Annotated in this window: 7 protein-coding genes; 6 read left to right on the forward strand and 1 reads right to left on the reverse strand. The window is 29.2% G+C overall.

Features of this window, described 5'->3' with window-relative positions; translation table 11 throughout:
• Positions 1-18 precede the first annotated feature (18 nt).
• Positions 19-330 carry a transposase gene (locus LB076_RS09915; protein ID WP_066337192.1) on the reverse strand — a complete coding sequence of 104 codons (312 nt, stop codon included), beginning with the start codon at positions 328-330 and terminating at the stop codon, positions 19-21.
• 1,261 nt (positions 331-1,591) lie between these two features.
• Here LB076_RS09915 and LB076_RS09920 point away from each other — a divergent pair.
• The 6 genes from LB076_RS09920 to LB076_RS09945 all read left to right on the forward strand — a co-directional run bounded on the left by LB076_RS09920 (position 1,592) and on the right by LB076_RS09945 (position 15,430).
• Positions 1,592-2,548, forward strand: coding sequence for a hypothetical protein (locus tag LB076_RS09920; protein WP_066336600.1), 957 nt, complete (start codon positions 1,592-1,594; stop codon positions 2,546-2,548).
• A gap of 42 nt (positions 2,549-2,590) precedes the next feature.
• Positions 2,591-3,889, forward strand: a complete 1,299-nt coding sequence (locus LB076_RS09925) for an alpha/beta fold hydrolase (RefSeq protein ID WP_066336601.1) — start codon at positions 2,591-2,593, stop codon at positions 3,887-3,889.
• 3,844 nt (positions 3,890-7,733) lie between these two features.
• Entirely contained in the window at positions 7,734-8,579 is an 846-nt protein-coding gene (locus LB076_RS09930) for a hypothetical protein (RefSeq protein ID WP_070786772.1), read from the forward strand.
• Positions 8,580-9,320: 741 nt separating this feature from the next.
• Positions 9,321-10,139, forward strand: coding sequence for a hypothetical protein (locus LB076_RS09935; RefSeq protein ID WP_232505647.1), 819 nt, complete (start codon positions 9,321-9,323; stop codon positions 10,137-10,139).
• A gap of 3,221 nt (positions 10,140-13,360) precedes the next feature.
• The gene (locus tag LB076_RS09940; protein WP_070786774.1) at positions 13,361-14,533 is read left to right on the forward strand and encodes a hypothetical protein; all 1,173 of its coding nucleotides are present in this window, start codon (positions 13,361-13,363) and stop codon (positions 14,531-14,533) included.
• 150 nt (positions 14,534-14,683) lie between these two features.
• Positions 14,684-15,430 (forward strand): DUF6602 domain-containing protein, encoded by a 747-nt coding sequence (locus LB076_RS09945; RefSeq protein ID WP_066333652.1) that lies wholly within the window; start codon positions 14,684-14,686, stop codon positions 15,428-15,430.
• Position 15,431 lies beyond the last annotated feature (1 nt).

The raw sequence follows: 15,431 nt of genomic DNA on the forward strand, positions 1-15,431 counted from the left end.
TACTATAAAAACTATCTACTAAATCTTTCTTGGATCGGATGTCCCAAACTTTTTTTTTAAAAGTTCACGCCCGATTTCTAATTCGATTTCCTTGTTAGCTAATAATTTGCGTAGAATTCTGTTTTCTTCCTCAGCTTGCTTTAGCTCTTTACTACTAGTGTCATAAGTTACTTTTAAACCTGCTTCTCCCTGCTTCTCGTGTTTCTTCTTCCAGCTATACAAAGTGCCAGTGCTAAGGCTGTATTTACGGCAGGTTTCAACGGCTCCTAATTCTTCTGAAAAGGATAGGATTTCTAGCTTTTCTTCTAAACTCCATTTCTTGTATTTCATATCTCAAATGTACTATTTGAAATTTAAAATATCACTCCGAACTATTAAGGGGCTAAAATAGGTTTAGAGTTCTTAATTCCTAAAAAAACGCAAAAAAATGGATTCTTAAAATCAAAAAAAAAAAGATTTTGTTGTTTAAAGAATATTATTTCCAACCTGAAAATAATTCAAAACAAAATAATGACATAAAACAGCGTGATTTGCGGTTTACAGAGTGATTTTTCAAACAAGAAAATCCCAAAAGTTGAAGCGCAAACGGCATTTTACCCACTTGACGAAAAATTAAATGAGTGTAATTTGTGTTTTACAAAGTGATTTTACAAATAAGAAAAATCTCGGATTTAAATCTTAAAACAGGATTTTACCAGCGTTACGAGAAAAATTAAAAAAGAGTGATTTGTTCTTTAGAAAGTGAAAATCTAAATAAAAAAAATCTCGAATTTAAAGCCAAAAATATTTGCGTTTTTAGGTTTGTGAAGAAAAAACCAGCCCATAACAATCGTCTTAACTAATTTGCAGATTCTGTGGAATTACCGTTTTTAATTGTATATTGGTTATGAAGAAAAACATCCGAATCCAAAGCCTGCAAACTAGTTAAGGCGGGAACGTTATGGGCTAGTTTTGCCCATTTTGCGCAGATAAAGCCGTTTTTATAAGAAAAAACTGTTTATAATTTTAAAGTTTAGGGTTCTTAATTCCTAAAAAAACGCAAAATAACTGGATTCTTAAAAGCCAAAAAAAAATATTTTGTTGTTTAAAGAATATTATTTCCAACCTGAAAATAATCCAAAACAAAATAATGACTTAAAACAGCGTGATTTGTAGTTTACAGAGTGATTTTTTTAAACAAGAAAATCCCCAAGTTGAAGCGCAAACGGCATTTTACCAGCTTGACGAAGAAATTAAATGAGTGTTATTTGTGTTTTACAAAGTGATTATTCAAATAAGAAAAATCTCGGTTTTAAATCTTAAAACGGGATTTTATCAGCGTTACGGGAAAAATTAAAAAAGAGTGATTTATTCTTTACAAAGTGAGAATCTAAATAAAAAAATCTCGAATTTAAAGCCAAAAAATGTTTGCGTTTTTTAGGTTTGTGAAGAAAAAACCAGCCCATAACAATCGTCTTAACTAATTTGCAGATTCTGTGGAATTACCGTTTTTAATTGTATATTCGTTATGAAGAAAAACACCCGTATCCAAAGCCTGCAAACTAGTTAAGGCGGGAACGTTGTGCGATATTTTGACCAAAAAAACCGAAAAATGAAAAACATAATAATTTTTGCATTAATTTTTAACCTTATATCTTGTAAAGCACAAGAATTTGAGAAAATATCCATTTCAAAAACTGATATTTCCGAATTGTATGTTAACGATGAAAATTCAACAGAACTATTTTATTATAAATATCTGCCGAAAAACAATATTATAGGAGTTTTAGTTGTAATTCCTTCTGGTGGAGAACTTGTTGAAAACACATTAAAACAAATAACTCTTCAAAAAATAGCAGTTGAAAAAGGAATTATGGTAATTGTTCCATCAATAAATTGGGGAACAGATAATCGAGAAGCAGAATTCAAATTACTTGATAAAATTTTCAGTGAAATTGTCGCAAAGCATCAAGTATCAAAAGATAAATTTATAATCGGTGGACTTTCGAGTGGCGCAATGATTTCTTTAACGTACGCTGAAAAGGCAACTAAAAATCCCGAAAAGTATTTTATAATTCCAAAAGGTATTTTTGCATTAGACGCACCTTTAGACCAAGCAAGATTTTATAAATATTGCGAAAGAGAAATCGAAAGAAATATTTATGAGCCAGCTGTAGATGAGGCAAAATGGATGAAGAATAATTGGGACAGTATTTATGGAGGATCGCCAGAAAAATTTCCTGAAAAATATATAGAAAACTCTATTTACTCCTATGGAGCAAAAGATGGCGGAAACGCAAAGTATTTAAAAAAAATGCCTCTTTTAATGTTTACTGATTTGGATACAGATTGGTTAATTAATGAAAGACATCGTGACTTAAATGATTGGAATGGAATTGATATAATCTCAATGATAAACCAATTAAAAATAATGGGAAATAAAAACGCTAGAGTAATCGTTAGTCAAGGAAAAGGAGTTCGATTAGACGGAACTAAAAATCCACATTCTTGGTCAATTATGGATTCCGAAATTTGTCTGAATTGGATAATAGAAACATTTGAAAAATAAAAAAACATCGCACAACCGCCATTTTGAGCTAGCTGGAATTTAGTGGAATTACCGTTTCGCATCAAGTTTTCGTTAAGCCGAAAACTGAAGAGTTACGAACTTCCAGCCATCTCAAAGTGGCATAACGTTAGCCGTTATTTTGGCGCTACAGAAAACCAAGAAAAAGAAAAAGAAAAAATAAAAATGAAATTATTCTTAAAAATTGTTACGTTCTTCATAGTTTTTAGTTTTCAAAAAACTCAATCTCAAATAATTGATACTTTGGTAGATGTTGGAAATCATAAATTACATTTCAACATTATAAAAGGAACAGGTATTCCAATTCTTTTTGAGGCTGGTGGCGGAAGTGATGGTACAGTTTGGAGTTCTATTTTAAAACCAATTGCAGAAATTACTGGAGCAACTTTAATTACTTATGACAGAGAAGGTTTTGGAAAAAGTACAATAAATACTTTAGAAACTGAAATTTCAAAACACGGAATAACAAACAGCATTTTGGATTTAGAAATAGGATTAAAAAAATTGGGTTATAACAAACAAATTATGTTAGTTTCCCATTCTTTTGGCGGTTACTTTTCAACTTTATATTCGGTAAGAAATCCAAATCTTGTAAAATCGATTGTGTTGATCGATGTGAACCATAATTTTATGGAAAAGTTTGTGGAAAGTGATTTAAAAAAACAAGAAAAACTTATTCCAGAATGGAAGAAAACCAATCTTGGTTTATTTTATATGGCTTCAAATATTCGTGAAACCACAAAAATGATGAGTGAATTATCAATTCCACAAAATATTCCCGTAGTAGATTTAATAAATGGAATTTCACCATTTAAAGAAACTGAAAAAGTAGAATATTGGAAAGAATGTCATAAAAAGTTTGTTGAAAGTCATCCAAAAAGCATTGGAATTACAGCATTTGAATGCGGTCACGGAATTTGGTTTGACAATCCAAGTTTGGTAATTACAACAATTGCTAAAAGCTATGCTGAAACATTAAATAAAAAACAAAAAATAGAAGTTTATGAACGTATTCTAAATTATGCCATTAGTTCATCAAATAATGTAAAGAAAGAAAATAAGACATATTTACATTCAGAAGATAATCTAAATAATTTAGGCTATGAATATTTAAACAAAAATGAAAATGAAAAAGCTTTAGAAACCTTCAAACTTAATGTTTTATTATATCCAAATAGCGGAAATGCTTATGATAGTTATGGAGAAATATTATTAAAACTAAATAAAAAAGAAGATGCAATTAAAATGTATAAAAGGTCGATTGAATTAAATCCCGAAAATGAAAATGGGAAAAAAGTAATAATTGAACTTTCAAAACAATGATAAATAAAAAAACAACGGCTAACACACGCTACAAGCAATTTGGGCATTAGGATTAATTTGAAATTGGTTTTCTATTTGGAAGATTTGGCAAATCCGAAAAATGGGCTTAATTTAGTCCCAAACTGCTTTTAGCGCGGGGACGTTATGTGGCATAGCTCCAAAAATTCGTTTTTAAAATAGAAAATTAACGTTTTTAAGCATATATATTTTAAAAGTAATGTAAGTCAAAACCTCCCTCCTTTTCTCTTAGAAACGGCTTTTTATCGCCGAAAAATCGGGCGAATTAGTATAATTTTTTACCAAATAATATTTAAGGAAAATAAAGTATAAAAGGAATAAATGTTGCAATTTAAAACCGAAAAAATCAATCAAAATAAGTTGCATAAAAGAGAGTGACCAGAAATTTAAGCCCAAAAACGAAAAAGGTTAAACGGAATTGAAACGGATTTTTTTTGCGACGTCAAAAGTGTGTAATGATATTTTCATAGTGTTTATTTTACAAAATAAAATCTTTAATTTTATAAGAAAAACTACTCAATAATGTATTTTTTAAATGGAAAATGTTTCTCTTTTTAAAGAGAATTCCCGCCAAAAAAAGCAAGATAGAAGTATTTTGTGGCTATTGCTACGCCACATAACACACGTCTCAAGCAATTTGCAGATTCTGTGGAATTACCGTTTTTAATTGTATATTCGTAATGAAGAAAATAATCGCATCCAAAAGCTGCAAACTGCATGAGGCGCGAGGACGTTATGTGGCATAGCTCCGAAAATTCGTTTTTAAAATAGAAAATTAACGTTTTTAAGCATCTATTTTTTAAAAGTAATGTAAGTCAAAACTCCTCTCCTATTCTCTTAGAAACGGCTTTTTATTGCCGAAAATCGGGCGAATTAGTATAATTTTTCACTAAATAATATTTAAGGAAAATAAAGTATAAAAGGAATAAATGTTGCAATTTAAAACCGAAAAAATCAATCAAAATAAGTTGTATAAAAGAGAGTGACCAGAAATTTAAGCCCAAAAGAGAAAAAGGTTAGACGGAATTGAAACGGATTTTTTTTGCGACGTCAAAAGTGTGTAATGATATTTTCAGAGTGTTTATTTTATAAAAAATAATCTTTAATTTTATAAGAAAAACTACTCAATAATGTATTTTTTAAATGGAAAATGTTTCTCTTTTTAAAGAGAATTCCCGCCAAAAAAAGCAAGATAGAAGTACTTTGTGGCTATTGCTACGCCACATAACACACGTCTCAAGCAATTTGCAGATTCTGTGGAATTACCGTTTTTAATTGTATATTCGTAAAGAATAAAATAATCGCATCCAAAAGCTGCAAACTGCATGAGGCGCGAGGACGTTATGGGCTAGTTTTGCCCATTTTGCGCAGATAAAGCCGTTTTTATAAGAAAAAACTGTTTATAATTTTAAGGTTTAGAGTTCTAAATTCTTTAAAAAAGCTCAAAAAAAATGGATTCTTAAAATCTAAAAAAACAGGTTTTGTTGTTTAAAGAGTATTACTAAAAAACTGAAAATAATCCAAAACAAAATAATGACTTAAAACAGCGTGATTTGTGGTTTTCAGAGTGATTTTTTTAAACAAGAAAATCCCCAAGTTGAAGCGCAAACGGCATTTTATCAGCGTGACGTAAAAAATTAAATGAGTGTAATTTGTTCCTTACAAAGTGATTATCCAAATAAGAAAAATCTCGGATTTAAATCTTAAAAAAAATCAATAAGGAAAATTAAAAAGCTGAAATAGAGTGATTTGTTTTTTAAAGAGTGAGTATCTAAATAAAAAAAATCTCGTATTTAAAGCCAAAAAATGTTTGCGTTTTTAGGTTTGGGGAGAAAAAACCAGCCCATAACAATCGTCTTAACTAATTTGCAGATTCTGTGGAATTACCGTTTTTAATTGTATATTCGTTATGAAGAAAAACATCCGTATCCAAAGCCTGCAAACTAGTTAAGGCGGGAACGTTATGTGGCATAGCTCCGAAAATTCGTTTTTAAAATAGAAAATTAACGTTTTTAAGCATCTATTTTTTAAAAGTAATGTAAGTCAAAACTCCTCTCCTATTCTCTTAGAAACGGCTTTTTATTGCCGAAAATCGGGCGAATTAGTATAATTTTTCACTAAATAATATTTAAGGAAAATAAAGTATAAAAGGAATAAATGTTGCAATTTAAAACCGAAAAAATCAATCAAAATAAGTTGTATAAAAGAGAGTGACCAGAAATTTAAGCCCAAAAGAGAAAAAGGTTAGACGGAATTGAAACGGATTTTTTTTGCGACGTCAAAAGTGTGTAATGATATTTTCAGAGTGTTTATTTTATAAAAAATAATCTTTAATTTTATAAGAAAAACTACTCAATAATGTATTTTTTAAATGGAAAATGTTTCTCTTTTTAAAGAGAATTCCCGCCAAAAAAAGCAAGATAGAAGTACTTTGTGGCTATTGCTACGCCACATAACACACGTCTCAAGCAATTTGCAGATTCTGTGGAATTACCGTTTTTAATTGTATATTCGTAAAGAATAAAATAATCGCATCCAAAAGCTGCAAACTGCATGAGGCGCGAGGACGTTATGTGGCATAGCTCCGAAAATTCGTTTTTAAAATAGAAAATTAACGTTTTTAAGCATCTATTTTTTAAAAGTAATGTAAGTCAAAACTCCTCTCCTATTCTCTTAGAAACGGCTTTTTATTGCCGAAAATCGGGCGAATTAGTATAATTTTTCACTAAATAATATTTAAGGAAAATAAAGTATAAAAGGAATAAATGTTGCAATTTAAAACCGAAAAAATCAATCAAAATAAGTTGTATAAAAGAGAGTGACCAGAAATTTAAGCCCAAAAGAGAAAAAGGTTAGACGGAATTGAAACGGATTTTTTTTGCGACGTCAAAAGTGTGTAATGATATTTTCAGAGTGTTTATTTTATAAAAAATAATCTTTAATTTTATAAGAAAAACTACTCAATAATGTATTTTTTAAATGGAAAATGTTTCTCTTTTTAAAGAGAATTCCCGCCAAAAAAAGCAAGATAGAAGTACTTTGTGGCTATTGCTACGCCACATAACACACGTCTCAAGCAATTTGCAGATTCTGTGGAATTACCGTTTTTAATTGTATATTCGTAAAGAATAAAATAATCGCATCCAAAAGCTGCAAACTGCATGAGGCGCGAGGACGTTGTAGGCAAGTTGCGCCCAAATCGCGCATAATTAACCTTTTAATTAAGAAAAAACTGTTTATAATTTTAAAGTTTAGGGTTCTTAATTCCTAAAAAAACGCAAAAAAATGGATTCTTAAAATCCAAAAAAAAAGATTTTGTTATTTAAAGAATATTATTTCCAACCTGAAAATAATTCAAAACAAAATAATGACATAAAACAGCGTGATTTGTGATTTACAGAGTGATTTTTCAAATAAGAAAATCCCCAAGTTGAAGCGCAAACGGCATTTTATCAGCGTGACGTAAAAAATTAAATGAGTGTAATTTGTTCCTTACAAAGTGATTATTCAAATAAGAAAAATCTCGGATTTAAATCTTAAAAAAAATCAACAACGAAAATTAAAAAGCTGAAATAGAGTGATTCGCTCTTTAAAGAGCGAGAATCTAAATAAAAAAATCTCGAATTTAAAGTAGGAATTTGTTTGTGTTTTTAGGTTTATGAATAAAACAACCAGCCTACAACAATCGCCTTAACTAATTTGCAGATTCTGTGGAATTATCGTTTTTAATTGTATATTCGTTATGAAGAAAAACATCCGTATCCAAAGCCTGCAAACTAGTTAAGGCGGGAACGTTGGCAGTAATAACTTTGAAAATCAGACGGATATGGAATTACCAAATAATGAAGAATCAATTAATTTATATAATAATACTTCTCAAGAGAAATTATCCGGACTTTCGCCATCTCAAACATTTGAAATAATCCATAATCCTTTGGGTGAAAAATCACCTATAAAATTCAGAGATGGTATAAATAATGAAACACTTAACAAAATCCCTTTCTTTAAAATTACGGAAGAGTTTCTTAAAATTATTCAACGTGATAAATTTATAAAACTTACTCCACTTGGCGCTTTACCAAAGAAAATAATGGTAGAACTTTATGCTTACAAATTTATTCCTGAAGATTTCATAGAATCAGGAATAACCAAACTTTGGAAAGAAGATGATAGTATTTCAATTAAGTCTGCAAAAATTGTATGTGAATTAGCAAAGCTTACAAAAAAAGTTAATGGAAAAATTTTACTTACTAAAAATGGAGAAAAATTTTTAAAGGAAGAAAGTCGGTTATTTTTATTTAAACAAATTTATTTGACATTTACGGAAAGTTTCAATTGGAGTTTTAATGATGGTTTTGTCGAGGAACCAGTTGGTCAATACGGTTCATTATTTTCAATTTATTTACTTCTAAAATACGGAGAAAGTGAAAAGAAAACTCTCTTTTATTCCGAAAAATATCTTTCCGTTTTTTTTAACTTCCTTCCTCTTTTCGTTGATGATTATGCAACTCCAGAAGAACAATTTAACAATTGTTATTCTGTTCGTACATTTGAAAGATTTACTAATTGGTTTGGATTAACTTATTTTTCAGAACCCAAAAACAACTATGATAATAAAAACAACAAAATTAAATCAACCGAATTATTAACAAAGCTTTTTATTATGGAATAACGGAAAGGTAATTGTTACTACTGCCAACACACGCTACAACGGATTTGGGCAATTAGCATAATGGAAAGTTGGTTTTGTATTTGGAAGATTTGGCAAATCCGAAAATAGGGCTTAATTTAGTCCCAAACCCGCTGTAGCGAGAGAACGTTACAGGGCATAGCTCCGAAAATCCGTTTTTAAAATAGAAAATTAACGTTTTTAAGCATATATATTTTAAAAGTAATGTAAGTCAAAACCTCCCTCCTTTTCTCTTACAAACGGCTTTTTATTGCCGAAAAATGGGGCGAATTAGTATAATTTTTCACCAAATAATATTTAAGGAAAACAAAGTATAAAAGGAATAAATGTTGCAATTTAAAACAGAAAAAATCAATCAAAATAAGTTGCATAAAAGAGAGTGACCAGAAATTTAAGCCCAAAAGGGAAAAAGGTTAGACGGAATTGAAACGGATTTTTTTTGCGACGTCAAAAGTGTATAATGGTATTTTCAGAAAGTTTATTTTACAAAATAAACTTTTTTAATTTTATAAGGAAAACCACTCAATAATGTATTTTTTAAATGGAAAATGTTTCTGTTTTTAAAGAGAATTCCCGCCAAAAAAAGCAAGATGGAAGTGTTTTATGGCTATTGCTACGCCCTGTAACACACGTCTCAAGCAATTTGCAGATTCTGTGGAATTACCGTTTTTAATTGTATATTCGTTACGAAGAAAATAATCGCATCCAAAAGCTGCAAACTGCATGAGGCGCGAAGACGTTAGGCGTCAGTTTAGCGGAACGCAGAAAAAATTGAACAAAATGAACATATGTAATTATTCCATTTACTTTTTTATATTCCTAATAATAATTAGTTGTTCTGAAAAGAATAATAAAAATGTTGAAAAATCAATTCAAAATACAATCGAAAGATTTCCTCAACTAAAAACTGATAAGAAAAACTTTGACAATGATTACAAACTTGTTAAAAGTGTAAAAAACGGAGAACTTAATTTTGAAATTCAATTATTTTCTGAAGCAGACAGTATAGAAAATAAACAACAAATAATTGTTCTGATTAATTCAAAAAAAGAATGTTCGTCAATTCCATTCTTTAATAATAAATATAAAGACTATTGGGAGTTTCCATTTGATAAACCAATAAAAAATGTTCCCCATATAGCTTCAACTTTTAGAGTTGAATTAAATAATGCGTTGAATATATTTCAAACACCCAAAAACAGAAAAGAAAAAAACTTAAAATATGAAGTTGTAAATGAAATTTTGAAGTCATTGTTGATTTGTAAAAATTTACAAGAGAAGGACAGTCTGCTTATTTATAGTACGATAATTCCAAATTCAAATATTCCAAACGAAGATTCTGATTCTGCTTTTGTAAGACTTCGCAAAAATTATAAAAAAATGAAAAGTGAATGGCATCCAGAAAATTATGTAATTAATTATAACTGTTATTTAGATGAAAGAAATGGGAGAATATATCAATTAAATTACAACGAAAAAACCAAAAGTTATGATGTGAAAAGTTATAGACAAGATTGGGGATTCACTCCATTGAGTTTGTGAAACCGAACGCCTAACAGCTGTTTTGAGCTAGCTGGAATTTAGTGGAATTATCGTTTCGCATCAAGTTTTCGTTAAGCCGAAAATTGAGCGGTTACGAACTTCCAGCCATCTCAAAGCAGCAAAACGTTATGTGGCATAGCTCCGAAAATTCATTTTTAAAATAGAAAATTAACGTTTTTAAGTATATATTTTTTAAAAGTAATGTAAGTCAAAACTCCCCTCCTTTTCTCTTAGAAACGGTTTTTTATCACTGAAAAATCGGTCGAATTAGTATAATTTTTCACCAAATAATATTTAAGGAAAATAAAGTATAAAAGGAATAAATGTTGCGATTTAAAGCCGAAAAAATCAATCAAAATAAGTTGCATAAAAGAGAGTGACCAGAAATTTAAGCCCAAAAGCGAAAAAGGTTATACGGAATTGAAACGGATTTTTTTTGCGACGTCAAAAGTGTATAATGGTATTTTCAGAGTGTTTATTTTACAAAATAAAATCTTTAATTTTATAAGAAAAACTACTCAATAATGTGTTTTTTAAATGGAAAATGTTTCTGTTTTTAAAGATAATTCCCGCAAATAAAAACGAGATAGAAGTACTTTGTGGCTATTGCTACGCCACATAACACACGTCTCAAGCAATTTGCAGATTCTGTGGAATTACCGTTTTTAATTGTATATTCGTAATGAAGAAAATAATCGCATCCAAAAGCTGCAAACTGCATGAGGCGCGAAGACGTTATGTGGCATAGCTCCGAAAATTCGTTTTTAAAATAGAAAATTAACGTTTTTAAGAATGTATTTTTTAAAAGTAATGTAAGTCAAAACTCCCCTCCTTTTCTCTTAGAAACGGCTTTTTATTGTCGAAAAATCGGGCGAATTAGCATAATTTTTCACCAAATAATATTTAAGGAAAATAAAGTATAAAAGGAATAAATGTTGCGATTTAAAACCGAAAAAATCAATCAAAATAAATTGCATAAAAGAGAGTGACCAGAAATTTAAGCCCAAAAGAGAAAAAGGTTAGACGGAATTGAAACGGATTTTTTTTGCGACTTCAAAAGTGTATAATGATATTTTCAGAGTGTTTATTTTATAAAAGACAATCTTTAATTTTATAAGAAAAACTACTTAATAATGTGTTTTTTAAATGGAAAATGTTTCTGTTTTAAAGAGAATTCCAGCAAATAAAAACAAGATAGAAGTACTTTGTGGCTATTGCTACGCCACATAACACACGTCTCAAGCAATTTGCAGATTCTGTGGAATTGCCGTTTTTAATTGTATATTCGTTACGCAGAAAATAATCGCATCCAAAAGCTGCAAACTGCATGAGGCGCGAAGACGTTACAGGGCATAGCTCCGAAAAAATCGATTTTTAAATAGAAAATTAACGTTTTTAAGCATATATTTTTTAAAAGTAATGTAAGTCAAAACTCCCCTCCTTTTCTCTTAGAAACTGCTTTTTATTGCCGAAAAATGGGGCGAATTAGTATAATTTTTCACCAAATAATATTTAAGGAAAACAAAGTATAAAAGGAATAAATGTTGCGATTTAAAACAGAACAAATCAATCAAAATAAGTTGCATAAAAGAGAGTGACCAGAAATTTAAGCCCAAAAGGGAAAAAGGTTAGACGGAATTGAAACGGATTTTTTTTGCGACGTCAAAAGTGTATAATGGTATTTTCAGAAAGTTTATTTTACAAAAGAAAAACTTTAATTTTATAAAAAAAACCACTCAATAATGTGTTTTTTAAATGGAAAATGTTTCTATTTTTAAAGAGAATTCCCGCCAAAAAAAGCAAGATGGAAGTGTTTTGTGGCTATTGCTACGCCCTGTAACACACGTCTCAAGCAATTTGCAGATTCTGTGGAATTACCGTTTTTAATTGTATATTCGTTACGAAGAAAATAATCGCATCCAAAAGCTGCAAACTGCATGAGGCGCGAAGACGTTATGGGCTAGTTTTGCCCATTTTGCGCAGATAAAGTCGTTTTTATAAGAAAAAACCGTCTATAATTTTAAGGTTTAGAGTTCTTAATTCTTAAAAAAACGCAATAAAATGGATTCTTAAAAGCCAAAAAAAAGGTTCTATTGTTTAAAGAGTATATTTCTAACCTGAAAATAATTCAAAACAAAATAATGACATAAAACAGCGTGATTTGTGATTTACAGAGTGATTTTTCAAACAATAAAATCCCCAAGTTGAAGCGCAAATGGCATTTTACCAGCTTGACGAAAAAAATTAAATGAGTGTTATTTGTATTTTACAAAGTGATTATCCAAATAAGAAAAATCTCGGATTTAAATCTTAAAACAAGATTTTATCAGCGTTACGTGAAAAATTAAAAAAGTGTGATTTGTTCTTTACAAAATGATAATCTAAATAAAAAAATATTGAATTTAAAACCAAAAAATATTTGCGTTTTTAGGTTTGTGAAGAAAAAACCAGCCCATAACAATCGTCTTAACTAATTTGCAGATTCTGTGGAATTATCGTTTTTAATTGTATATTCGTTATGAAGAAAAACACCCGTATCCAAAGCCTGCAAACTAGTTAAGGCGGGAACGTTATGGGCTATTTTTGCCCATTTTGCGCAGATAAAGCCGTTTTTATAAGAAAAAACTGTTTATAATTTTAAGGTTTAGAGTTCTTAATTCCTAAAAAAACGCAAAAAAATGGATTCTTAAAATCAAAAAAAAAAAGATTTTGTTGTTTAAAGAATATTATTTCCAACCTGAAAATAATTCAAAACAAAATAATGACATAAAACAGCGTGATTTGCGGTTTACAGAGTGATTTTTCAAACAAGAAAATCCCAAAAGTTGAAGCGCAAACGGCATTTTACCCACTTGACGAAAAATTAAATGAGTGTAATTTGTGTTTTACAAAGTGATTTTACAAATAAGAAAAATCTCGGATTTAAATCTTAAAACAGGATTTTACCAGCGTTACGTGAAAAATTAAAAAAGAGTGATTTGTTCTTTAGAAAGTGAAAATCTAAATAAAAAAATCTCGAATTTAAAGCCAAAAAATATTTGCGTTTTTAGGTTTGTGAAGAAAAAAACAGCCCATAACAATCGTCTTAACTAATTTGCAGATTCTGTGGAATTACCGTTTTTAATTGTATATTCGTTTCGAAGAAAAACATCCGTATCCAAAGCCTGCAAACTAGTTAAGGCGGGAACGTTAGGCGTTATTTTGCCCAAAAACACGAAAATTTGAATCGAGATAATATTTTTAAAGGACTAGATTTTTCTACAGATTTTACTGTTGAAGATTGGAACGCCTTAATAAAACTTAAATTCAAAAAATACCTAACAAATGAAGATTTAATAGAACAAAACAAAGAAGTTTTAAAAACCGAAATTGTAAATTATATTAGAGTTTCAGCAAAAAAAGAGTACTTAGAACTTTTTGAATGGACATTAAAAATTTTTGCTGATTGCATAATTTTTGATAAGGAAAAAACAATAAATATTATTTCAGAATCATTTGATGAAATTTGTAATACTGACTATAAATGGATGACAAATGTATTAACTCAACCAAATTTTGCAGACTTTTCTGAAAGAGATAAAATTACTTTTTATTTTAAAATTATAGATGAAACTTTAGAGGGAGTTTTTAAACCACGCTTCAAACTATTTGATAAATTAACTAACTTCTTAATAACCCAAAATGTAATTGATAATTCGAATTATGATTTTGGAAAAATTATTTCAGATTTTCCAAAGCAATATGAAAATAATGCAAAACTTTTTTTAAAAGATCCAATACATTCTATTTCAACAAGTCAGTGGCGAAATATTTCAGCACATAAATCCTTTTCAATAAGCAAAGAGAATATTAAAGTTGAATACGGAAAAACAAACAAAAAAACTGTTTTTATAAAATTTGAAGATTTTTATAAAATCGTATTTTGGACACAAGACATATATCGAGTAATCCGATTATCTCAAGTTATTACTTGTATAAACCATATGAAGGAAATTGTTGACATAATTGGTGATTCAGAAAAATCTAATCATCGTTTTGAATCTTCACTTTTAAATTTAGTGCATAATATGCAAATAGTAGGTTTTGAATTTATTTCGACTGAAATTGAAAATGAAACATTTTGTTTAAAACTGAAAGAAAAAAAAGAACACGATTTGAAATCTTCACTTATTCACGCATCGCAATGTTTAGACCAACTATCTTGTGCTATTTACGATGATGTTTTCATTAGAGATAACTATAATAAAACAAAAGTTATAATCTACAACGAATATACTAATGAAATTGGTTCTGCCACAATTCCAATAGATGTAGCATTAAAAAAAGTTAAAAGTGAAATAAATATGAATGAATATCTAGACAATATGGAATTTGAAATAAAAAACAACGCCTAACAGCGGTTTTAAGAAATTGGGGTTTTAGGGCTTAATTTAAAGTTTGTTTTGTACTTTTGAATTTGGGTGTTTAATCGAAAGTTTCGGGTTTACAAATCCCCAACTTCTTAAAGCCGCGAAACGTTAGCACCAATTTAAAAAAAAAACGAAATGGATACAATTGAATTTCATAAATCAACCGCAAAAGAATTACTAGCAATTAAAGATAGAGTAAGAAACTTAGTAAATCATTGGGGTGAAGATGGACGCCATCAAGAAGCTGTAATAAAAACAATGATTCAAAGATTTTTACCTGAAAAATTTAGAATAGGTACTGGTTTTATTGTTAGACAAACTAGACAAAGAGGAAACCACGAACCTTCCAAGCAAATTGATTTAATAATTTATGATACTTCATACCCTGTTTTGTTTAAAGACAATGATTTTGTTATTTTAACTGCTGATTCTGTTTTAGGAATTATAGAAGTCAAGGCAAATGCTACAAATCAAGGCTTAAGTGATATTGTTAAAAAAGCAAATGAAAATGGAAAATTTATTTTTGATGGTAGAGTTAACAAATCAAAGCCATTATTTAATGGAATTTTTTCATATGAATCTACCGTAAATAATGTTGATACAATTGCTAATCATATAAAAAATCCTTGGGACGAATTAGGTGAAAACCGACAAAAATATAGTGTTAACCATATTTCTCTCACTCAAGATTGGTTCTATAAGTTTTGGGAGCACGAATTTATTGATGGTAATTTACCTCATTATTTATATAAAATAAAAGAGCTTTCCTTTTCTTTTTTTATTTCAAACCTAATAGACTGGATTAGTGAGACATCAGTAATTGAAAACAGTAACTTATGGTTTCCCGTTGACAAATCAATAGAAGTAAAAAAATGTTTTTAAC

Source organism: Flavobacterium crassostreae, assembly GCF_001831475.1.
Lineage (GTDB): Bacteria > Bacteroidota > Bacteroidia > Flavobacteriales > Flavobacteriaceae > Flavobacterium > Flavobacterium crassostreae.